24 protein-coding genes and 1 tRNA gene are annotated in these 22289 nt (G+C 52.7%); 11 read left to right on the forward strand and 14 right to left on the reverse strand.

Features of this window, described 5'->3' with window-relative positions; genetic code table 11:
- Positions 1–11 precede the first annotated feature (11 nt).
- Positions 12–347, forward strand: a complete 336-nt coding sequence (locus YH63_RS16485) for an integration host factor subunit alpha (protein WP_046826664.1) — start codon at positions 12–14, stop codon at positions 345–347.
- 35 nt (positions 348–382) lie between these two features.
- Positions 383–1039: a MerR family transcriptional regulator gene (locus YH63_RS16490; protein WP_046826663.1), complete on the forward strand. Its 657-nt coding sequence runs from the start codon at positions 383–385 to the stop codon at positions 1037–1039.
- A gap of 93 nt (positions 1040–1132) precedes the next feature.
- On the opposite strand, the gene YH63_RS16495 is transcribed toward YH63_RS16490, so the two are convergent.
- A complete protein-coding gene (locus YH63_RS16495) occupies positions 1133–3034 on the reverse strand; it encodes a putative nucleotide-diphospho-sugar transferase (protein ID WP_046826662.1) in 1902 nt (633 codons plus the stop codon).
- Between the two features lie 167 nt (positions 3035–3201).
- Positions 3202–3279, reverse strand: a tRNA-Pro gene (locus tag YH63_RS16500).
- Positions 3280–3480: 201 nt separating this feature from the next.
- On the opposite strand from YH63_RS16500, the gene YH63_RS16505 reads away from it, so the two are divergent.
- A complete protein-coding gene (locus tag YH63_RS16505) occupies positions 3481–3765 on the forward strand; it encodes a hypothetical protein (RefSeq protein ID WP_046826661.1) in 285 nt (94 codons plus the stop codon).
- 17 nt (positions 3766–3782) lie between these two features.
- Here the strand turns inward: YH63_RS16505 and YH63_RS16510 are convergent, their stop codons facing one another.
- Positions 3783–4862 carry a D-TA family PLP-dependent enzyme gene (locus YH63_RS16510; protein ID WP_046826660.1) on the reverse strand — a complete coding sequence of 360 codons (1080 nt, stop codon included), beginning with the start codon at positions 4860–4862 and terminating at the stop codon, positions 3783–3785.
- A 139-nt stretch (positions 4863–5001) separates the two neighbouring features.
- Here YH63_RS16510 and YH63_RS16515 point away from each other — a divergent pair, with 139 nt between their 5' ends.
- Positions 5002–5517, forward strand: coding sequence for a hypothetical protein (locus YH63_RS16515; RefSeq protein WP_137325227.1), 516 nt, complete (start codon positions 5002–5004; stop codon positions 5515–5517).
- A 56-nt stretch (positions 5518–5573) separates the two neighbouring features.
- Here the strand turns inward: YH63_RS16515 and YH63_RS16520 are convergent, their stop codons facing one another.
- The gene (locus tag YH63_RS16520) at positions 5574–6677 is read right to left on the reverse strand and encodes a glycosyltransferase family 2 protein (RefSeq protein ID WP_046826658.1); all 1104 of its coding nucleotides are present in this window, start codon (positions 6675–6677) and stop codon (positions 5574–5576) included.
- A gap of 73 nt (positions 6678–6750) precedes the next feature.
- Here YH63_RS16520 and YH63_RS16525 point away from each other — a divergent pair, with 73 nt between their 5' ends.
- Positions 6751–7569 (forward strand): phytanoyl-CoA dioxygenase family protein, encoded by an 819-nt coding sequence (locus YH63_RS16525; protein WP_046826657.1) that lies wholly within the window; start codon positions 6751–6753, stop codon positions 7567–7569.
- Positions 7570–7638: 69 nt separating this feature from the next.
- On the opposite strand, the gene YH63_RS16530 is transcribed toward YH63_RS16525, so the two are convergent.
- The 9 genes from YH63_RS16530 to YH63_RS16570 form a co-directional block, all read right to left on the reverse strand.
- Positions 7639–8349 carry an ABC transporter ATP-binding protein gene (locus tag YH63_RS16530; protein WP_046826656.1) on the reverse strand — a complete coding sequence of 237 codons (711 nt, stop codon included), beginning with the start codon at positions 8347–8349 and terminating at the stop codon, positions 7639–7641.
- 4 nt (positions 8350–8353) lie between these two features.
- The gene (locus YH63_RS16535) at positions 8354–9145 is read right to left on the reverse strand and encodes an ABC transporter permease (protein WP_046829459.1); all 792 of its coding nucleotides are present in this window, start codon (positions 9143–9145) and stop codon (positions 8354–8356) included.
- A 31-nt stretch (positions 9146–9176) separates the two neighbouring features.
- Positions 9177–9719 (reverse strand): dTDP-4-dehydrorhamnose 3,5-epimerase, encoded by a 543-nt coding sequence (gene rfbC / locus YH63_RS16540; RefSeq protein ID WP_046826655.1) that lies wholly within the window; start codon positions 9717–9719, stop codon positions 9177–9179.
- Between the two features lie 146 nt (positions 9720–9865).
- A complete protein-coding gene (gene rfbA / locus YH63_RS16545; protein ID WP_046826654.1) occupies positions 9866–10747 on the reverse strand; it encodes a glucose-1-phosphate thymidylyltransferase RfbA in 882 nt (293 codons plus the stop codon).
- Positions 10744–11427, reverse strand: coding sequence for an SDR family oxidoreductase (locus YH63_RS16550; protein ID WP_170978701.1), 684 nt, complete (start codon positions 11425–11427; stop codon positions 10744–10746). The genes rfbA and YH63_RS16550 overlap by 4 nt, the downstream gene beginning before the upstream one ends.
- On the reverse strand, positions 11427–12551 hold the full coding sequence (gene rfbB, locus YH63_RS16555; RefSeq protein ID WP_246658070.1) for a dTDP-glucose 4,6-dehydratase: 1125 nt from the start codon (positions 12549–12551) through the stop codon (positions 11427–11429). Before rfbB ends, YH63_RS16550 begins: the two co-directional genes overlap by 1 nt.
- 1 nt (position 12552) lies before the next feature.
- Positions 12553–13623, reverse strand: coding sequence for a glycosyltransferase family 2 protein (locus tag YH63_RS16560; protein ID WP_246658071.1), 1071 nt, complete (start codon positions 13621–13623; stop codon positions 12553–12555).
- Positions 13604–14779 (reverse strand): glycosyltransferase family 2 protein, encoded by a 1176-nt coding sequence (locus YH63_RS16565; protein WP_083992541.1) that lies wholly within the window; start codon positions 14777–14779, stop codon positions 13604–13606. The genes YH63_RS16560 and YH63_RS16565 overlap by 20 nt, the downstream gene beginning before the upstream one ends.
- Positions 14776–15717, reverse strand: coding sequence for a hypothetical protein (locus YH63_RS16570; RefSeq protein WP_046826651.1), 942 nt, complete (start codon positions 15715–15717; stop codon positions 14776–14778). The genes YH63_RS16565 and YH63_RS16570 overlap by 4 nt, the downstream gene beginning before the upstream one ends.
- 172 nt (positions 15718–15889) lie before the next feature.
- Between YH63_RS16570 and YH63_RS16575 the strand changes: the two genes are divergently transcribed.
- The 4 genes from YH63_RS16575 to YH63_RS16590 are packed head-to-tail and all read left to right on the forward strand — an operon-like array spanning position 15890 to position 19387.
- Complete coding sequence (locus YH63_RS16575; protein WP_052753805.1) at positions 15890–16660, forward strand: TylF/MycF/NovP-related O-methyltransferase; 771 nt, start codon at positions 15890–15892, stop codon at positions 16658–16660.
- Between the two features lie 50 nt (positions 16661–16710).
- Positions 16711–17823, forward strand: a complete 1113-nt coding sequence (locus tag YH63_RS16580) for a DegT/DnrJ/EryC1/StrS family aminotransferase (protein ID WP_046826650.1) — start codon at positions 16711–16713, stop codon at positions 17821–17823.
- A 49-nt stretch (positions 17824–17872) separates the two neighbouring features.
- Positions 17873–18616, forward strand: coding sequence for a class I SAM-dependent methyltransferase (locus YH63_RS16585; protein ID WP_046826649.1), 744 nt, complete (start codon positions 17873–17875; stop codon positions 18614–18616).
- Between the two features lie 57 nt (positions 18617–18673).
- Complete coding sequence (locus tag YH63_RS16590) at positions 18674–19387, forward strand: acetyltransferase (RefSeq protein WP_046826648.1); 714 nt, start codon at positions 18674–18676, stop codon at positions 19385–19387.
- Here YH63_RS16590 and YH63_RS16595 read toward each other — a convergent pair whose 3' ends face one another.
- On the reverse strand, positions 19388–20071 hold the full coding sequence (locus tag YH63_RS16595; protein WP_052753804.1) for a WbqC family protein: 684 nt from the start codon (positions 20069–20071) through the stop codon (positions 19388–19390). It abuts the gene before it with no gap.
- 18 nt (positions 20072–20089) lie between these two features.
- Here YH63_RS16595 and YH63_RS16600 point away from each other — a divergent pair, with 18 nt between their 5' ends.
- Together YH63_RS16600 and YH63_RS16605 are read left to right on the forward strand one after the other, a co-directional pair.
- Positions 20090–21361 carry an FkbM family methyltransferase gene (locus YH63_RS16600; RefSeq protein WP_083992540.1) on the forward strand — a complete coding sequence of 424 codons (1272 nt, stop codon included), beginning with the start codon at positions 20090–20092 and terminating at the stop codon, positions 21359–21361.
- Between the two features lie 411 nt (positions 21362–21772).
- Positions 21773–22270, forward strand: coding sequence for a hypothetical protein (locus YH63_RS16605; protein WP_046826647.1), 498 nt, complete (start codon positions 21773–21775; stop codon positions 22268–22270).
- The last annotated feature ends 19 nt before the right edge of the window (positions 22271–22289 follow it).

Here is a 22289-nt window from a genome sequence, read left to right on the forward strand (position 1 = left end):
CGGGGCAGGCGATGACCGGAACCGGGAAGACAGTCACACGCGTTGATCTGTGCGAAGCCGTCTACCAAAAGGTAGGACTGTCGCGCACGGAGTCGTCTGCGTTCGTGGAACTTGTGCTGAAGGAGATCACCGACTGCCTTGAGAAGGGCGAGACGGTGAAACTGTCATCCTTCGGCTCGTTCATGGTGCGCAAAAAAGGCCAGCGTATCGGCCGCAATCCGAAGACCGGAACGGAAGTGCCTATCTCGCCGCGCCGGGTTATGGTGTTCAAGCCATCCGCGATTCTCAAGCAGCGTATCAACGGGAATGGCAGCGGCAGTGACGACGCCAACGGCGCTGACGACTGACGTTAGGACGGCGGCTTTCAACGGGGAGCCTGCACTTGGACAAGGCGCCGGACGCGTTTCGGACAATCAGCGAGGTTGCTGATGACCTTGATGTGCCACAGCACGTCCTGAGGTTCTGGGAAACGCGCTTCAACCAGATCAAGCCAATGAAGCGGAGTGGCGGTCGCCGCTATTACCGCCCCGATGACGTCAACCTGTTGCGCGGCATCAGGCGGCTGCTGTACGGCGAAGGATACACCATTCGCGGGGTGCAGCGTATTTTACGCGAGCACGGGATCAAATCGGTCCAGAGCCTGACGGACGGCTCGGCCGATCACGCCACCGCCTTGTTCGACGGACCATCGTTTGACGGGGAGAAGGACGATCACGCCCCGGATCTGGCAAGTCCCGATATCGACGGTGATGACGAGTTGGATTCTCACGAATCCATCGAAGGACCGGAAAGGGATTACACCGCCCCGCTGGCGTTGCGGGACCTTGGACCGCCGCTGTCGGACATGGCGCCGCCGAAGGCGGTGATGCCCAAACCCGTGCAGCCGGTTCCGGCAAACGGGCCGTCAGGTGCCGAGGCCTACGCCCCGCCGAGCGTCCGGAAAAGCGCAAGGCCGACCGATCGCGGCAAGCTTCAGGAAGCGCTCGACGACCTGATCGGCGCACGCGCGCTGATCGACCGGGTGCTGAAGGACAACTAGGAACATCGCGCGAGCGTGAGGCGCTCCCGAACACACAATCATGAGCCGATGATTGTCAGACGTGATCACCAGCCAACGATCGTGAGCGGATGATCACGCCTCCTGGAAAGAATAGATCTTGATTCCGATCTCCGGGCTGCAAACAGCGATGTTGTTTCCATGCACCGCGAGGCCCTTGGGACCGCCTTCCATCTTGTTGTCCGAGTTGACCGCCCGAAAGGTCTTTTCGTCGCCAACAATCGTTTGTGCCGACGGCACCTGGCTCCATCGCAAGCCGAAGTGACTTCGTCGCGGTTCATAAACGCTGAAGAAGTTTCCGCCGGCGTTGGTCACGATCAGATGGTTGGTCCGCGGAGTGAATGCTACCGAATGAGGATAACGTAAACTCTCGTCATTAATGATCGCGATGGGCTCCGCGCCGTACCTTAGCTTGCCGCCCGTAAGAATCCGGTTGCGCCGTTGAAAAATGCTCACGGATCCGTTGCCGTGATTTGCAATGGCAAGCCATCGTCCGCATTGCGAGAAAGCGAGGCCATCCGGGTAGAAGATACTCCAATGCGTCAGTTCGAATTCGGGCCTCAATGCGAAGCGGATGGGGGAATTTGAAATTTTTGGGTAGAATGAAATGCTGCTCGAACCCAGATTGCACGCTGCAAGATAATCGTTGACCGGCGGGACGAAAGAAACGCCGTCCGAGTGTGTGAGCTTTGCTTCTGCTCCGCTGATTTCAAAGACGGGTTCGGGGCCTTTAACGCCGTTTGCTCGAAACAGCGCAAGCGCTCCAGTTCGCTGCGCCACTGCCAGCAATTCATCAGACCCGCACATCGAAAACGAGAGATCATGGGGGTAATCGAGGCCGCCCAGCCGGATGTACGGTGTGTCTTCAAAACTTCCGTTTCCTGTTCGCCGATACAGCAACACCGCATTCGTATCTGCGGTGGCGACCCCAAGCGTGTCGCCTGATGTCGAAAAAGCCAGTCCTTCAAAACGCTCTGATTTTCCTTCCGGCCACAAATTTTGAACGGAATCCGGCGTTTCATTGATCTTGAGTTTGAAGCCTGGTGACGATGACGATACGCCGCTCAATTCGTCTATTTTTTCTCGCAGCCGGTTCGTGATGACCCCCGGCAATGCCCGCAGCATCTGGCGTGGCGCCCGGATTCTCGCAATATCGTGCTTCAGTCTTTCAATTTCGGCCGTCTGGTTTTGGAACTCTGCACTGCTTGCCGTCTGCGCGCGTCTGAGACTCTGCGTTGCATGCTCCGCTGCCGCCCACCGGCTGATCTTGTGGGACAGCGCGGATCGTACTGCGGCAGAGGCAGTCTCATAGAGCGGCACGATCTCGACGTTTTCCCTTACGAGGTCGAGCCGTGTCTTGCCGGTCAGGCCTGCGAAATGATGAATGACAGGATCGGTTGCCATGGCGATGCCGGGGATCGAATTCCAGACTGGATCGAGATGTCCGACATGCGCGCGATCAAGCTCGTTGGCGACGTTGGGTCCGTTGCCGAGTGGTTCATTGTAACCGAGCATTGTGAGGAGAGCGGCCTGTTCGAGCCACGGATGGGTCATCTTTCCACGCAGGGCGAGCAGGCGCGTGAAAAACTCCAGCGACCATTCAGATCGGCGGATCAGATAGACGCCGGCGTTGTAGTGAGGCGGAAAGGGTGCTCCATCGAGCTGCGTGGTCTCCGGTCCATGCCAGGACACCAGAAGATCAGCGTCCGGTTGGACGTCCTCCAGAATATCGCGATCGGTCCGCAGGATCAGCGCGTCAATGTCCAGCCACAGAACAAAATCAAAATCGCGTCGCAGGGCGGCTAGGATCGCCGGAACCTTCATCCAGGAGTCCGTGATCTCCGAGCCATCCGGCCTGTGGACGATCAACTCGTATCCATGGCGGACTGCAAAGGCCTCCATTCTTGGAAGCGTCAGGGTGGCGAGCTTGGCAAATTCGTCACCTTGGTATGCCGTTACGATGCAGCAGCGGAGCATTGAACAGAGCTTCCTGTTGGGTTGCAGACGGGGGCAACCGGGCTAGATCCGCATGCATAGTGCAGGAAACTCTCGGTGCAACAAGCTGGCTAGCCGCTTTGCCGGGCGTCAGGCTAGAGCCTTCCCAGATGCTCGAATCCGCAAAGGGGGCATTCTGCCGAGATAAATGGTCGGAGCGAGAGGATTCGAACCTCCGACCCCTAGTCCCCCAGACTAGTGCGCTAACCGGGCTGCGCTACGCTCCGAACCGTGCCAAGAGGCACCGATGCTGTAGCCTCCTTCAGGCCACCGCGCAAGAAGGGGAGGACCCGCGATTTATTTATGGTGTCGCGGCCCCATTTTCCGGGGCCGAGCCTGACCGCAGATGCGCCCCGGATCGACATCGCCACAGTCGCCGCATGACCGGCGAATGATCTAAAATTCCTGCGATTCGCCGGGGAGCTTCCATGAACGAGATTTTGATTTCCGCCTGCCAGATGTTTCTCATCCCGGCAACGATCCTCTTCGCCGCAGTTGGTGTCGCGAACAGCCAGGGCCTGAAGCTGCTCGTTTGCCTCTTGGGAGTGGCGACCGCGGGGCTGTGGATCTATCGCGTCTGGTACTGGGCAGGCCTGTCGCTGATCGACCGCAGGACGGCGCTTGGACTGGCCGGTCTTTACGGCCTCGCATGGGTTTTCACGCTTCTGATCCAGCTCAAGAACACGGTCAGCCCGGGATACAATCGGCGCTGATCGGCCGTAGCGCGAGATTATCTAAGCTTCCCCCGGGCAGCGACGGGGAGGATGCCGACGATTTCATCGCCGCGGACCATGACGACTTCATCGGACATGTTCACGACAACGCAGACATGGTTCGGCACGATACGGACGACGTCGCCCACCGACGGCCGCGTGTTGCTTTTCGTCAGATCGAGAAAACCATGCTCCTCGGCGAAGCGGGCAATCCTGGCTTCCGGATGTTCGAGGATCAGCCCGTACCCGTCGAGCCCGCCGGTGTCGGCTGTGAGCGTCTTTGAACCTGCATCGAGAATCCCGCGATCGGGCGCGGCGCGGCTGACCACGGTTGAATAGACGTGCAGGGCGCAGTCGTCCCACGTGGCCACGCCGGCGGCGACCTGCATACGATCGTTGTAGATGTAGGTGCCGGGCCGATGCTCCGTCGCGCCTTTGAGCTTGCCGACGTTTTTCAGGTTTGGCGATCCGCCGGTTGAAACGATGGCCGGATCGAGCCCCAACTGTCGAAGGCCCGCCAACGCGTCGTCATGGAAGCGCTGAGCCTCGGTCCAGCCCGTTTCGGTTGGATACATCAGCAGCCCGGCGAACGAGAGTCCCGGCGTGCCGGCAATCTGGCTGGCGAGTGCGATGACCTCCGCAGGCGTCTCGACGCCGGCACGTTTGCGGCCGGTGTCGCACTCGATCACGACCGGCAGGGCGCGTCCGGCAGCCGCCGCCGCGGCCGGCAATCCGGCGATGACGACAGCATTGTCCGCCGCGACCGTGACGTTCGTCTTGGCCCGCAGCGCGCCGAGGCGCGCCATTTTTTCTTCGCCGATCAGGTTGTAGCTGATGAGGATGTCGTCGATGCCGGCTTGCGCCATCACTTCCGCTTCGCCCAGCTTCTGGCAGGTGATGCCTTTCGCGCCCGCCTTGATCTGAAGTTGCGCGAGGAGGGGGCTTTTGTGGGTCTTGATATGGGGCCGGTTGGCGACGCCTGCACCATCGCAGACTTTCTGAGCGCGCGCGATGTTGCGTTCGACGCGATCCATATCGATGACAAGGGCCGGCGTTCCGTATTCACGAGCGATCTTCAAGGCGAGCGGGCTGGTCAAGATTGGTTCTCCTTCTTCAGCAAACAACGGTATTGCGGAGTTGGAGCGTGGTCCAACATTTCCGATCCGCACCTGAAAGATAGCGGGTTAAAGACGGAGGATTGTCCTGGTCATCGTGCCCCTCAAGGAGTGGAGAGAGATGAACCGGAAATCCAGACCGAAGCTCGAGCGGATACGTGAACGGGGCTTCGGCGCGCTACGCGCACCACATTCGACCGAGGAGGGGATCCCGAGTGGTGCTGGATGGTACGTGAACGAGCACTTCATTGCTGAGCTATCTCCCTTGAAAGGTATCGCGGAAAAGCCCGTAACATTCCTGGTAGGAAGAGCTCTAAAAGCTGAGCGACGCCAGCCGGCGACCGGCACGGAGTGGATTTACGGCGTTAAACGCGCGGGCCGACTGTCGCCGAGCTGGCGGTCCTCCGAAACGTTCAAGATCATCAACCTAGTTGGGCGGCCCATCTACCCGCGCAGCGAACATGGCAAGCCCTTGGCATTCGGCCACCGGGCTGACAAGTCGCACGACCTCATCAATTCGTGCTTTCAGGCGGCCCAATGGGTTCTGAAACAAGACCAACCAACACGCGAGATGTGGCAGATCTATTCACTCATCCAAAGGCGATCAGGTCAGGGCCATGAAGGTGGACGACGTTAGCGACAAGTTGCAAGAGGCACTTACCGCTTACACGATTCGCACAAGGCCTTTGGGAATTAACTATGGCGTCGATCGTTTATACGCAAAATGAGCGTCTTGATGCGTTGCTGAAAATCGTATGGCAAGAACTGATTAGCAATTTTTTCAATTTTGGTGAGCAACCCAAGCACGAGTGTCTCTTTGATGGGCCAGCCAGCGACAAAATTTCGGTATTCAATGTGCGTGAAACCATGGCACTTCGCGGCCAATCTCATGGCTTCTAAGTTTCCTCCCCATTTTTGCATTGTTTCAAGCGCAAACAACCGATGATGAAGCGTTGGCTGTTTGGCGGCGTACTTAGCAAGATAAAACAGAACCAGAGAATCATCGGCGTCGTCTGACACTGATATATCTGGAAAGATTTTCAGAAGCTCATCTAACGATAGGACACTCCAATAGTTCCTAAGCAGTCGCGCGTATTCGGTCGCATATATTGCTCTATTTTGCGGCGACCCAACACTCATGTTGGAGCCGTTTCGCGCCAGCCTATAGTATGTTAAATTATCCTGAACCACATGGATGTCATAGCCGGCCATGGCAATTCGGAGCCACATATCAAGATCTTGAAGTTGCACGTACCGGCCGTCGAGTGGACCAAGCCGATCAAAGCATTCCCGACGCACCGTAGCGCTTGATGCGCAAAAGACGTTTCCCGAATGGAAAAAATACCTAAGCCACGCATGCCGGTCACGGTTTCTGGCTTGAAAAAGCGATTGGTGACGATTGGTCGCTTGCTTCCATGTTTTTCCGTGCTCATCAATTAAACTTACAAGTGTGAAGACTACCCCACAATTTTGGTTCTTCTCTAAATGATCGACTTGTCGCTTTAGTTTTTCGGGACTCCACGTATCGTCAGAATTAAGAATTGCAACCAAGTTGCCTTTGCAAAAACTAAGGCCTCTCATTGTGGTAGGCCCGCCCAAATTTCGTTGTTCGGCGATAATTTGTATTGAAGGATGCAACACTGACTTGGCAGCCTCAATGGAGCCGTCGCTGGAACCATCGTCAATTACGACAATTTCGTCAGGTGGCAATGTTTGCGCGAGTGCGCTCGTCAGCGTGGCCCGAATGAATTTTTCGTGGTTGTAGAGCGGGACAAAAACGCTAATGGATTTTGTCATTTTTCTAGTATCATGAGAAAAAACTGACCTAATTGCAATTTGTGGTTTGGCCTACTCTTCGAAAGGTTGCTGGATGTCACCGGAGCTCGTCAGTTATAAAGCCAACGGATTCTTTGTAGCAAAAGGCTTGTTGGAGGAAAAGTCCGTCCAGCGGTTAATGCAGTCAATGCAGAAGACTGTTACCGATCAGTTGCGCGCTTTATCAGCTTCGGCAGAGGAAGATGGCCTATTTCCCGCATTGAAGGCTCTGCACCGTATCGATATCCAGCGATATAAAAAGGTCGTGGGCGCGCTGTGGCGAAAGGAAGAGGCGTTCAAACTCGCGCACGATAAGAATATCACGGACTTTCTAAGGGAGAAGTTCGGCTGGCATGACATATTCTTGCCTGGCGGACAGGTCGCACTTATCATGTCCGACGAACTGAAAATTCCAAATGGGTATTTCGGTTTTGTGACCCACCAGGACTTTCCATCGGTTCAAGGCAGCCTCGACGGGGTCGTGGTTTGGTTTCCACTGGTTAATGTGGATCGGAGCAACTTCCCGCTTGAGGTGATACCTCAGAGCCATCGCTTAGGCTTGTTGCCCACGATCAAACATGGAGAATCGACCTGGGAGGTTAATCCGGATGCGTACAATCAAGAGGAATTCGTACCCATCGAGGTTGACGTTGGAGATGTAATCTTCATGTCTGTATTTACGATCCATCGCAGTTCGATCAATGGAGCCCCAGGAAGGTTCAGATTGGCAATGTCAACGCGATTCGATAATGGCGATGAACCAACATTCGTGGATCGGGTGTACCCGACCGCCTATACTCGCTCAGTCCAGCGTGAGCAATATTTTGAGGGATTCCCGACGCCAGCACAGGTGAAGGCTGTATTCGGATCGTAAGCCGATTGCCAAGGCCAGCAATAACGTCTCTGATCTCGTAGGTTTTGAAAAGAGCTTGGCTCGGCTTGTCTACGCTACGAACGGAGTCAATCGTCCGTGTTCGAGCTTTAGAATTTGGCTGCACTGGTTTTTTATCAACGCGATATCGTGAGACGCGAGAACGACAATACGCGCGCCCTGAACGAGCTTGTCGAGTCTGGCTCTTGCCTTTTCGACAAACGCAGCATCGCCGACGCTTAGCCATTCGTCCATTAGAACGATGTCGGCCTCGACGCTTGTCGCGACCGCAAATGCCAATCTCATGACCATGCCAGTGGAATATGTCCTTATCGGTAGGTGGAGATAGTCACCAATTCCAGAGAATTCGACGATGTCGTCGAGCATCGTTTTCATTTTCCGCGCGGGTACCCCCATAACGCGTCCTCGCATGAAGATATTTTCCATGCCGGTTGCTTCCATGTCGATTCCCACCGTGATACTCAGCATCGATGTAACCCGCCCTTTGACGGCGAGATATCCGCTCACGGGCTCGTAAATTCCGGCTAGTACGCGTAGCAACGTGGATTTTCCGGAGCCGTTATGTCCGATCAAACCAATACGATCGCCTTCATGGAACTCAAATGAAACGTCGTCGAGGGCGCGAACAAACACTCGTTCCGAGGCGTCACGAGCAAGAACCCCACCCGTTGCGATATTCACGATGGATGTCTTTACGGATCGGTTGTTCGCGCCGTAAATCGGGAAGTCGATCGTTACATTCCTGGCTTCAATGAGCGGCATACAATTAAATCCAATAGCTGATGCGGCTTCGGAATCTCGCGAACAGACAAAGGGCCACTGCGCCTCCCACCACCGCCATGCCGCACGTCACGATCCATGACAGCAAGTTAGGTGTTTCTCCAACTAGTGGCGACCTGACTATCTGGATCAAATGATAGATGACATTCCATTCCGCCAACTCGCGTCGTTCGCCGAGCATCTCCACTTGCCACATGATAGGTGTCAGGAAAAACAGTAATTGGACGACGCTTCCGACTATCTGAGCGATATCTCGAAAGCGGACGCACAAGATAGCGAGTGCTGTTCCGATCCATAGCAAATTTAAGAGCATAACTATCAAGCCAGGCAGCACCATGGGCACAGTAGCCAACGTTCTTGGCGGGAAGAACAACAAGACGGTCAGCACGATGACGAAATTATGCAGAAACATGATCAAGTGCTTGACCAATACTTTGAACACATAGGTCGAGTAGGGGATTTTTACATCCTTGATAAATCCTTCGGCAGAGACGAACGCGAAGCCGACCTCATTCAAATATCCCGAGATAAAAACCCAAACTACCAATCCGATAGCTAGATGTTGAAAATATGGACCAAGAGGCTGCTCGAAAAGCCTCCCATACAGCGGTCCCATCGCAGCAATCATGATGCCGGTACTAATTGTGATCCAGAACGGACCGATCAGCGAGCGACGATAGCGTTGCCGTATTTCTTGCCAAGCGAGATGCCACCAGATCGGCTGCCAAAGCGCTTCCTTTAGGTCTGTTATTGCTAGAGACAGCCGTTTGTTGGCCAATGAAAACTCCCGCTCGATCCTTTGGAGCCCCTCACGGATATGTTTGGGCATCTGCAAATGGTTGATGTAGTCGGTCTTTCGCAGACAAAATTGGCTCAGCTGAAAGAGGCCAATCGATGCTTATGGTTGGATCGTTCCAGCTTATGCAGCGTTCTTGCTCGGGGGCGTAGTAATCCGTGGTCTTGTAAAGACACTCAGCGTCCGATATGGCAAGATATCCATGCGCAAATCCTGGCGGTATCCACATTTGCCGCTTGTTTTCTGCTGATAGGAATTCGCCAACCCACTGACCAAAGAAGGGTGAGCTTCTTCGAATGTCGATCGCGACATCGAAAATTTCCCCACGGATCACTCGGATGAGTTTTCCCTGTGGCTGGCCGATCTGATAGTGGAGCCCTCTCAAAACATTGCGACTTGATTTCGAGTGATTGTCTTGCACAAACCCGAGAGCGCAGTTGGTGGCTGCTTGAAAATCCGCGAGGCTGTAGCTCTCGAAGAAAAGTCCGCGGTCGTCCTCAAAAACCCGTGGCTCAAGAAGTACAATGTCAGGAATAGTGAGCAACGTGGCTTTCATACGATCTGAATTTCTCGAGTTATCGTTGTCGATCGGGCCTGCATCGTGCCGTACGTTGTCGGTCTAACAAGGAGCTGCCATCTCCAAAAGCACCTTCACTCTATTCACGATCTAACGACTTGCAAGGGTTGTCGAGATTGCTGATTTTAAAAGATCCGCTGAGACAATAAGCTGCTTAGATATGCACCATACTCATTCTTAGACATTGCCACAGCTGCTTTGTGCAAATCTTCATCGCTGATCCAGCCATTTCGCCAAGCGATTTCTTCGAGACATGCGACCTTCAAGCCCTGCCGGCGTTCCAAAGCGGCGATGAAATGAGACGCTTCAAGCAGCGCTTCGTGTGTGCCGGTGTCTAGCCATGCAAAGCCTCGTCCCATGATTTCGACTGAAAGTTTCCCGCCTTCCAGGTAGAGCTTGTTAAGATCAGTGATTTCTAGTTCGCCCCGCGCTGATGGCTTTACGCTCTTGGCGAGTGCAACTACATCGCGATCATAAAAATACAGACCTGCAACGGCGTAGTTGGAGCGCGGCTTTCTTGGCTTCTCCTCGAGAGACAATACTTTTCCTCTCGCGTCGAATTCAGCTACGCCGTAGCGCTCGGGATCACTTACGTGATAAGCGAAAATGACAGCGCCGCTCGCATTTTGGCTCGTGCGTGTCAACAATCCATGCAGATCGTGGCCGTAGAAGATGTTATCTCCGAGGATCAACGCACAGGGATTCTGGCCAATGAAGGTTTCGCCGATTACGAAGGCTTGGGCCAGACCGTCTGGCGATGGCTGAACCGCGTATTGCAAGCTGATGCCCCAATTCCCACCGTCGCCGAGTAACTCGTTGAAGTACGGAAGGTCTCGCGGGGTCGAGATAATCAGAATTTCCTGAATGCCAGCAAGCATCAGTGTCGAAAGCGGATAATAAATCATCGGCTTGTCGTAAACTGGGAGCAACTGCTTCGATATCGCAATGGTCGCCGGATGGAGGCGAGTTCCAGCGCCGCCTGCTAGGATGATCCCCCTTCGCTTCATGCCATTGCTCCTGCTGAAAATTCAGAAACTACCTTCCTTGCATGGTCGGGCCATGAGGGAAGGTCTAAGTAGAATATTTTGCACAGTTTCGCGGTATCCAAGCGTAAGTTCGCCGGACGCGTTACCGAGGTTTCATAGTCCGCTGCCAATATCACCCTCACGCCACTTGCCGAGCAGCGTAATTTCAATCCTTGGCGCGATGCTTCCCCAAATAAAAATTTTGCGAAACCATACCAACTCGTCGCAGCAATGAGGTGACGATCTTTCGCCGCGCGCACAGCTCTTCCGCCGTCTCTTTTCGTTGCGCCGTAGACGTTGAGTGGACGCGTTGCATCATCTTCGAGATAGGGAACATCCTTCTTGCCATCGAAGACGTAATCGGTTGAATGGTGAGCGAACCGCGCATTGTTGCAACTGGCGTAATCCGTGAGTGCGGCCACTGCATCGCGGTTGACGCGATGTGTTCTCGCTGGCTCGCTGTTGGCGAGATTGACGTTTGTATGGGCCGTGGCATCAACGATGAAGGTTGGGCGGTATTTGACTATAACCGAGCGCAGTGCACCGATATCCCCGAGATCTAAGTCTTTACGTGCAGGTGCAGCGATCTCGTCTAGCGGAAGCAGGGTACTTTGTGATTTTGAGCCAATCTGGCTAGTTTTCCCCAACAGCGGAATTCTCACTATCCGTACTGCCTGTTAATCCAATTGCGATAAGCGCCGCTTTGTACGTCCGTTACCCATTCGGGGTTGTCCAAATACCATTGGACCGTTTTGCGAATGCCGGTTTCGAATGTTTCAACGGCGCGCCACCCAAGTTCACGCTGGATCTTTCCTGAATCGATTGCATATCGGCGATCATGCCCTGGTCGATCCTTCACGAAGGTTGTTAGCTCATTGTAGCTTGCAAGCCGAGAGTCCGTCTCCGGGCCCCTGAAAGGTCGCAGTCCAACAGGTATCGTCTCATCGAGTACTCTGCAGATGGTTTTTACAACCTCGATATTCTGCATTTCAACGCTGCCCCCAATGTTATAGGTCTCTCCGACTTTGCCGTTCAGCAGCACCGTCGAGATAGCAGTGCAGTGATCTTCGACGTAGAGCCAATCACGCACATGCAGCCCATCTCCATAAATCGGAAGAGGTTTACCAGCGAGGGCATTGTGAATGATCAGGGGGATAAGCTTTTCGGGAAATTGCCTAGGGCCGTAATTATTTGAGCAGTTTGTCGTGATCACTGGCAACCCATAGGTGTGCTGCCATGCACGGACCATATGATCAGATGACGCCTTGGACGCGGCGTAAGGGCTATTAGGTTGAAATTGGGAGGATTCGCAGAATGCATTCATGTCTTCTAGTAGCGATCCATAGACCTCATCGGTCGACACATGCAGAAAGCGAAAATCGCGTCGCATATCATCTTCGAGATCTGACCAGTAAGCCCGCACCGACTCCAACAGCCGAAAGGTCCCGACAATATTAGTCATAACAAACGGTTCGGGCCCGTGGATAGACCTGTCGACATGCGACTCTGCAGCGAAATTTAACACAGCGACAGGCTTGTGATGGTTCAGGATGGATCCGACAAGTGAGCTGTTACCAATATCGCCAGAAACGAAAGAGTACCTGGTCGCGTCGGAGAGCGACACGAGATTGCCGAGATTTCCTGCATAGGTTAGCTTGTCTAGATTGATGACTGATGCGCCTCCCGCTGAAAGCCAGGAATGGATAAAATTCGAACCAATAAATCCCGCGCCTCCCGTAACCAGGATTGGCCGTGGAGACAGCAAGCTTAAGCTGGAATGAGACACCTCATATCCTCTTCAGTAATACAGCGAGGAATAGTCCGACGTTATCGACAAGCGTTTGCCGGTATACGCCGGACTTATACAGGTACATCAGGCGGAGCGGCCATATTGCTTTTCGTGCCTTCGAAAATGCTTCAAGAGTCGCACTGTTTTCCCTCGAAAATATTTCTTCCGCAGAGCGAAAGGCTTCGAGATTGGTCGTATTCCACCTCGTTATCCGCCCGCTTAACATCATCCGTAGCCGGACGATGCGCGCGCGCAAGCCAGCATTTGCGCCAAGAATATTCCCGGAGTGCTGCCTGTATTTCAAGCTGGGAACGGGATCGTAGTGAGCTTTGCCGCCGGCGGCGGTTACAATTTGGTAGGTCCACCAATCATGAGACACAGCTGCTACAGAACCGCATCTAATCAACAAGCGCCGTGCGCATGAATTAAACACCATTGTGTTGCCACCGCCGATATTCTGCACAAGAGCATTTTGAAAACTAGGATCTCGCTCAAACAGCGGCGAATATCCAAGATGTGAACCGCTTTCATCTATTAGCTCGGTTCGGGAGAAATAAACCGCAGGAACATCAGGCGAGATCGATTTGAACCAATTAATCGCTCGTTCCAATTTGTCGTCATTCCAAATGTCATCCTGATCGCTGAATGCATAAAAATCGGCATCTATCCTTTCATCTAGCGCCAAAGACATAAAATTTCTGAAAAAACCCTGTCGAGGTCCTTCGCGTAAATCCACTGACCGCGACTGCGTTTCCGCAAACCGTTTGACAAGGTGTACGGTCGCATCAGACGATCCGTCGTCAGAAACATGTAGACTCCACTGGTTTAGAGTCTGGCGTGCATACGACGAGAGTTGTTCTTTCAGAAATCGCTCGCCGTCTTTCGTGGCAAGAAGGATGGCGATGCGGTGCATTCTTCCTAATCCCTCGCGCACTTGATCAAAATTATCTGCGGGGGGCAAAAAGTTGTCTGGGTGATTTGCCGACTGAAGAAGTACGATACTTGGGGTCTTGGCCTTTGCGAATATGACCCGTAGCCTATCGGGGGAACTAATCACCGTGGCGGACATCGCGGGAGCCTTTCAGTCGATGGTATACCACAAGGACTGTCGGCCACTTTTTGACCATCCGGTCCTTCAGCTGCTGCAATGAAATTTCAGGTCGTTGGAATGCAAATCTCAGCTGCGGCAATGTAATTCTTGGCCGCTTCAAGGCCGCATAGATAAAAAACGGCGCTGCCGCGATGAGATGTCCCCAAAAGATAAATTTAGCTTTCCAAGTAAGGTGCGCGACCTCTCCTCGCTTGGGAGCGGACAGGACATAGCGCGAAAATCCGACCACCGCGCCAGCGAATATGTCCCAGTGGGCGCTTCCTAGATAAAGGGCAAAATGCCTGAAGCCGTGGAGATGGAATAGCCAATGCTGCTCCAGGCTTCGACCTGAAAAGACGCCTTGTTCATGAACGCGATAAGCGGACATGTATCGATCCATGCAGTAAAAGTCTCCGAACATGCCATAAGTCATGTTGATGGTGACCTCGCAACTATAGGGGTCCGCAAACGCAGGGGGCGGCGCCAGCTCGAAAACATTGCGATAGACGATACTACTCAGATGAAACACTCCGGCCATACGAACGAGATCCTGCATCGTAGCTATGTCGCGACCGAATGCCTTGAAGGGAAGGAAGTGTTCTGACGGGCGGCCATCGTCGTAGACCTTGTTCGTCCAGTGGGCGCACGCAATGAAACTTTTGTTCGTATCCAGAAAGCTCACTTGGTCTGAAAGCTTGTTTTCGTCCGTCCAATAATCATCCCCTTCGAGCAGTGCGAAATACTCACCGCGCAAGGTTTGGAACCCGCGTATTGTGTTGAGTTGCGTCCGGATATGCCCAACGTTTCTAGCGTTGAAGTAGCAATTGATGATGCTTGGATACTGCAGCTCGTAGTTGCGCACGATCTCTTGGGTTTTGTCCGTCGAAGCGTCATCGATGACATTGATTTCGATATCGAAGTCGCGCTTTTGCATTAGAATGCTGTCCAGCGCTTCTGCGACATAACGCTCATGATTATAGGTAATGAGCATCACGCTAACTTTGGGACCATCCAACGGCTCGCCGTCTTTGGATCGCCAATTCTTCAACCCGCGCAGACGTCGGCGGGTCCCCAACAACCGTTGTGTGAACGATTGAGGATGTGGGGGAGGCGGATTAGCGAGCGGCAAGCTCATGGCTTTGGCAACTGGCCTTGCCAGACAGCGCAGCCAACGCCCGTTTGACCAAAACTGTTTCCATTATAGAACAAATACAACTGTCCATTGATCTGAAGAATGTATGGATAGCACTGCATCGTAGAATCCCAACCATCCGTCGAGAGATCGATTCCAGCCAGATGATCCGCGCGCCTCCAAATGCGACCGTCTTCTGAGAACGAATAGCCTATCCGGTAGCTGCCTTTTCCGTCGCGGAAATCAATCGAGTTCCGATAACAATACCACATATGATACTGGCCATCGCGCTCGATCACACAGGGCCGCGCAATCGCTTCTGCCACGTGACGCTGTGAAATCACTAGATTTCCAGGCCGCGTCCAACTTATGCCGTCGATCGATTCTCCGTATTTGATCCCGTAAACAGGCTCAAGACGACCGGCAACATCTATCCAGCCCAAGCCGGATACGTACCACATTTTCCAGAGCGGGCCGCTTCGTAAGACCCAAGGCGTAACGGCCATAAAAGGTTCGGTCGGAGTTCGCTCTAATATCGGTCCGTCGAAAAGCTTAGTAAAGGTCTTTCCTCCATCTGTACTTTTCGCCAGGCCTGTCGTGTTGTGATAGGGCACCGATACGCGGCGATTCCATCCGCTGTAATACAGCCAAAGCTCTTGTTGGACGTTCAGCGCGCACGCTGGCATGATTCCGTCATCATCGAAGGTGCCTAGGGCACCAAGCGGCATAATAGGTTCTTCGTTCACGCCTAGAACGGCTGTTGGGTCATCTACCGCAACGTCCACGAACGCTGGATAGCTTTTGCCGTCACTTCGCCTTGCCGCTACATAAACTCGAACCCTGTCCTCCAGTTCGACGGCAACCGGGCCTTGCATGTGAGTGCTGGAACGGCTCGCGGAGAGGGGAAAGCAGGTGATGCGCCCAATTTTTTTCCAAGGCATGTCTACTAAGCCAATAAAGACATTACGCAATTCCACTGCGTTGCTTAGCGGGTCTTGATCCCCTGTACAATCACCTCTTGTACATTGAACAGGTGCTATGCTTGATGCATCTACTAAGTAATGCGTGCCGCCCTCAAGCGTCTAATTAAGAACGATAGGTAAGGTTACACCAATGAGCGTTGAGCAGGAGAGGACCTTCCAGATTGAGACGACCGCGTCTGATGACCAGCAGATGTATCGACAGCGGCTTGTCCAGATGTTCGAAAAAAGCCCGCTTCCTTTGGGTGAAAGACTTTTCAATATTGGAATGTATACGAGAAGCTCAATTCTCGTTAAGTTTTTGGTGATGAGCGATATCTATCTGCGCGTAAGGGATATCCCAGGGCAATTTTTAGAGTTCGGGACATGGTGGGGCCAGAATCTTATCCTTCTCGAGAATCTCCGAGCGATTCATGAGCCGTTTAATAAGCAGCGTGTAATTGTCGGCTTCGATACTTTCGATGGCTACACGGAGCTTAGTGACAAAGATAAGCCCAGCGAAGTTTGGGGCGAGAACTCTTACAGCACAGGTCTCAGCTACGTTGACTATCTGCGTGAGCTTCTGGAAATTCATGAAGGCAGCAATGTGCTTGGCCAGATCAGAGGCTGTCATCGGCTGATCGTCGGCGACGTCGAGAAGACTGCTCCGAAGTATTTTGTCGATCATCCTCAAACGATAGTCGCATTCGCCTATTTTGATATGGGTTTATACAAGCCCACTAAAGCAGCTCTCAGTGCTATTAAGCCTCATCTCGTTTCGGGCAGCGTAGTTCTACTGGACGAATTGACGTGGTCTGAATCCCCGGGCGAAGCGGTCGCATTCAAGGAAGTTTTCAGCCGAGACGAAGTGCGAGTCGAAAAATGTGCCCTGTACCCCTCAAAGACAATCGTCACAATTCGATAACGGCGTCGAATGGAAAGTTACAACGCGTGTCATAGGTCGAAACAGTCATTATGAAAAATTCTGATCCGATCTATGTAACTCGCCCATTCCTGCCTCCACTTGAAGAATTCATACCTTATCTGAGTGAGATTTGGGCTGGGAAGACGCTCACGAATTGCGGACCTTTTCATCAGCAGTTCGAGAAGGCGTTATGCGAGTATCTGGGTGTCGAACACATCGCGCTATTCACGAATGGTACATTGGCACTTATCACTGCACTGCAAGCCCTTCGCATTTCGGGTAGCGTTATTACCACCCCTTATTCGTTCGTAGCCACGACACACTCGTTACTGTGGAACGGAATTCGACCCATTTTCTCCGACGTTGATCCTGTCACTCTCAATCTAGACCCGACGAAAATCGAGGCTGCGATCACAGCAGACACCACCGCGATCTTTCCGGTGCATTGCTACGGACATCCATGCGAAGTTGAGGCCATCCGCAAGATCGCCGAAAAGTACGATCTGAAGGTAATATATGACGCTGCACACGCTTTCGGTGTGGAGGACGCGGACGGGAGCATTCTGCGCCACGGGGATCTTTCAATCCTCAGCTTTCATGCCACGAAAGTATTCAATACATTCGAAGGCGGTGCGATAGTTTGTCCGGATCTGCAAACGAAGCAGCATATCGATCACTTAAAGAATTTCGGCATCACGGATGAAGTCTCCGTTGTAGCCGCCGGGTTCAATGGCAAGATGAGCGAATTGAATGCTTCATTTGGTCTGCTGCAATTGCAACATATCGATGGCGTTCTGACGCGGCGTCGGGAGATAGATTCGAGATACCGAATACTTTTGAAGGACGTCAAAGGCATCCGATGCCTGGGTAAATCTGGCGAACTGGTTGCCAATTGCGCGTATTTTCCAATTCTTATTGAGTCCGACTATACGATGAGCCGCGATCTCCTTTTCAAAATGCTTGCTGACCGGCATATTTTTGCCCGCCGATATTTCTATCCCTTAATTTCTGACCTTCCGATGTACCGTGACCTGCTATCGGCGTCTCGCTCTAATCTATCTGTAGCTGGTGATGCTGCATCTAGAGTGCTGTGCTTGCCAATTTATCCAGATTTGAGAGATGAGCAGGTTGATGCGATTGCCGCGATCATCAAACGAGGGTGATTTTGCGCCACCGCGCGTGCTGTCCTAAACGATCAACGGAGTCATCTGCGTGAATAGCGATAATCCATTTATTTTCGAGGCGACGAAAGATACGCCCTTGGGTATGCCGACCGCGCAAGCGATGGAGAAGTACAAGCAACTGGGTTACTCGCCCGAAGATCTCTACAATAACTTTCCGTGTTTTGCGGGGGCCAAAACGCTGGCACGCTATCTGTCATTCTTCCAATGTTACCAGATGACGTTGGGACTTGCTGGTCATATGGCGGAAGTCGGCGTGTACCGCGGGGGTGTCTCGCTCTTCCTAGCTAAGCTGTCGCTGCTTTATGAACCCCACTCTATGACGCAAGTTCATGGGTTCGATTGGTTTCGCGCGCCCAGTGCGCAGGATCAAGAACATGCGCCGGAAGGACACATCTACTACGAACCGTTCGAGCGAATTACCCAACTAATCGGCGTACAGGGGCTTCAGCGTTATGTATTGCTTCACCGATTGAATGTGGTTTCGGAACTTCAGGGTTTTTTCGAGCAGTACACACATCTTCAGTTCAAGCTGGTATTCTTAGATGCTGGGGAATACGACATTGTCGCAAGAAGCATTCGGGAGTTTTGGCCTCGATTGACCAATGGCGGCGTCATGATTTTCGACCAATTTAATCATGAGGTGGCGCCGGGGGAGACCCACGCTATCAAGGAACTTCTACCCCCAGACGCCGTCATTCGCTCGTTTCCCCACGGAGGTATGCCAACTGCTTATGTGGTGAAGGGGGAGCGCGTTTCCGGTCGATCATTCTAAGCTTATCATAAAGCCAATCAAAACCTACCGTTCCACCGATTTTGCGAGGCCAAAAGCGTGGCGAGTTCCTATTCCAAGACGCGAAAACTGATTATTTTTGGAACCGAGGATTTTGCGGACATCGCATTTGAGTATTTTACACACGACTCTCCATATGAGGTCGTGGCGTTTACTGCGGATCGCGCTTACGTCAAAGATGCAACGAAGTTCGGCTTGCCAGTCGTAGCCTTCGAAGACATCGAAGCGACGTTTTCGCCGGATGATTGCCATTTTTTCGGCGCTGTCGTCTACGCTCAACTGAATCGCTTGCGAGAAGATGTCTGCAAAAGAGCGAAGGTGAAGGGCTATCAGTTGGCCAGCTATGTCAGTAGCAGAGCGTTTGTTTGGCGCAACGTCAAGTTAGGGGAGCATTGTTTTATCTTTGAGGACAACACGGTTCAGCCGTTCGCGTCGATCGGCGATAATGTGGTTCTTTGGAGCGGTAATCATATCGGACATCATTCTAAAATCGGGAACCATTGTTTCCTGACCTCTCATGTTGTCGTTTCTGGATGGGTTGAAATTGGCGATTATTGCTTCGTCGGTGTGAACAGCACCCTAGCCAACAATACGCGGGTTGGGGACGGGTGCTGGATCAATCATGGCGCCTGCCTAAGCGGCGATATTGAAGCGCGTTCACTAGTGAGAGCCGGAGGAAGTGAGATCACTCCGCTCAATGAGGCAGTATTATTTCGTAGTCTTGCCCGTTCGAGTCGAGCTCGGCCGAAATAGTTACACCGAAACGTGCTCTAATATGGTGTTTCGCTGCAATTCGCCGGTAATGGTTTTGGCATCCTCAGTGAGAAGTCGTTCAAGAATGCTTTTAAACGACCCTTGATATTCCGAGAGGAAGTTGAGCGTTAGTCCTGCATCGGCGAATGCACGAGGATCATAGATACCCTTTCCTCCTGGAGCATTGATGTAATGCCGCGCATCGACACGTTTTGCGATCTCAATAATTCGGTCTTGAGCCTTGAACTCTGAAGAAATATCAAGGGAGCTTGACAGTATCGTTGGTCGCCTAAGCTCGAGCAAATCCGCGACTTGCCGCAGATTGTCCACCAAATATTCCACAGGAGTGCGCTCAAAATCCAGAATTGATCGGGATAGCCCTGGAATAGCAGTCAATTTTGTCAAACACGGAAAGCGCCGGAACTGATCGAGCATGACATTGAGGGGGGCAGGCGCAAAACGAAGGTCGCAGATTCTAGTCGCATCGCGGTCGGCCTTCAGCAAAGGAAGTGTTAGCCATTGCGGGTTGTCTTGGCTGTCCGAAAGTTGATTGCGATGAACATAACCTCTTCTCGGGAACTGAACGCAATCTAGTACAACGAACATATCAGCTGCCGAAAAAAGACGAAAGTATCCATTGTAGGGAAAGAAGTAGGGTTGCATGATCGCGACTTTCAAAGACATGGCAACGCTTCCGGATAGATGGCGCATGACGGTTGGCGTCGTGCTTTTGCGGTAGACAATGGTACTTCAAACAAACTTACGACGTTTTGCGCAGCTGAGCAAAACCTTCAGAAGAGAAAACTTATGGGCGATGTGAATTTCAACGAGGCGCTTCGACGTGAAATAAGTGTGAGCATTCGCAATTCTCACGAGAAGAATTGGGACGAGGGTGAGCGGGGACCAGAGCCGGTGCCTGTAGGGCTGCCGGTGCTGCGACGTATCGCTACGCCTGTTCGTCAGGCTGCAGCGCGGACAAAAGCGATTTGGCTCGATTATGTTCGTCCGTTAGGGATCGATCTCGTTCGACTGCTGTGGCCGTCACTTGAATATCGCCTCAAGCTGGGACGCTATAAAGGGGTTGGGTACCTCTATGATCGTCTGGAAGACGAAGAGTCGAAGAATCTTCTCGTTAAGCTTTTTGCATTCCGTGCCATGGGACATCGAAAGGTGAGACTACCGCGGAGTGATGCAAACTACTGGATCAATATTCAGCGGGTCGAGAATCTGAATATTGTCGGGCCGTCGGTTTCCGTAGAGTTCATGAATCTGGTACTGGAATTGCGAGATTTGCGTTCTATCGATTTCGATATGCAGGCTTACTGTACTGGCCGGGGCGGATCCTATGTCTTCTTGCAACGTCAGTACGAGCTACACCGTGAAACTGCGCATTGTCAGGCGGATCCCGGCGATGTCGTTATTGATGCTGGCGGCTGCTGGGGGGAGACGGCGCTCTATTTTGCACATCAAGTCGGCAGCCAGGGAAAAGTTATCTCGTATGAGTTCATTCCCAGTAATCTTCGGGTGCTCGATCGTAACCTGGCGGTGAATCCCCAACTCGCAGATACAATAACTGTTGTACGCCAGCCGCTATGGAGTACTGAAGATCAAACGTTGTACTATGTGGACTGGGGACCGGGCAGTCGCGTCAGCTTTGCGAAGATGCGTGAAGACTTTCCAGATACTCAATGCTCAACAACGACAATCGATGTGACGGTAGAGAGGGAGAAGCTTCAACGGCTAGATTTCATCAAGATGGATATAGAAGGCGCCGAGTTGAGTGCGCTTAAGGGCTGCGAGAAGTCGCTCAAGAGATTTCACCCTAAGCTTGCAATTAGTCTCTACCACAGTGTTGAAGATTTCAAATCTATCCCGCGTTATCTCGACTCGCTCGGGCTGCGATATAAATTCTATCTAGAACATCACACGATCTATGAGAATGAAACACTATTGTTTTGCATTCCGCAGAAGTGACCAGTTTTAGTAATTTCGAGATGAATCGAGTATGCTCTTGTTCGTTTCTCCGTTCGCGGGCTTCATTGCTGCTCATTAACCGTTTCAGGATGGTTGCTATAAATTCTTCTCTTTGCTGAATTCGGGTACTTGAGGATTCTTGCCATGTGTGTCCGTGATAACCTTCCTTAGCTTGGCATCTGAATGCTTGGCTTCGCGACAGATGTGCCAGTTCAAGATAGCAGTTCTGAAGCCCACCTTTCGCCTACCGCTGCTTCGTGAATCGCGAACTGGATTCAACTGATCAGTTAGATCTGGTATCCAGATTCACAAGTCATTGATGTTTATAGTGGAATTTCACTGTCCAAAATTCGTCCCTATTTGTGGCTGATTATGGGAGCCGTTCTCGTCTCTGCCACAATGCGAGGTGCAATGTTTTCATTTGAATCAATCTGCCGGCGCGCTACGATGGCTGCTGCTCTTGGCTTATCATTCATCTCCGTTGGAGTGCAGGCGCAGTCGGCACAGCCGTTCGCCGGAATGTCGGGCGTCTGGTCGGGCAAGGGGACAATCGCGTTCGAGGGCGGCGCGCGTGAGGCCATCCGCTGCCGGGCAACCTATGCCGTCCGTGACGACGGCAACGCTCTTCAGCAAATTCTGCGTTGCGCAAGCGACAGCTACAAGATCGAACTAACCAGCAACGTCGTTGCCAATGGTGGAAAATTGTCCGGGACCTGGAGCGAATCCACGCGGAATGTCAGCGGCGACGTTCAGGGTACAACGGCGGGCGGGCGGTTTCAGGTCGTCGTCAGTGCCGGCACGTTCTCGGCGGACCTTGTCGCGACAACAAAGGGAAATTCCCAGTCGGTTGTGATCCGTTCGTCAGGAAGCGAGTTCAAGGGCGCCAACATCACGCTGACGCGGACCTGACACAAATCACGAACGATTA

This window comes from Afipia massiliensis (assembly GCF_001006325.2).
Classification (GTDB): domain Bacteria; phylum Pseudomonadota; class Alphaproteobacteria; order Rhizobiales; family Xanthobacteraceae; genus Afipia; species Afipia massiliensis_A.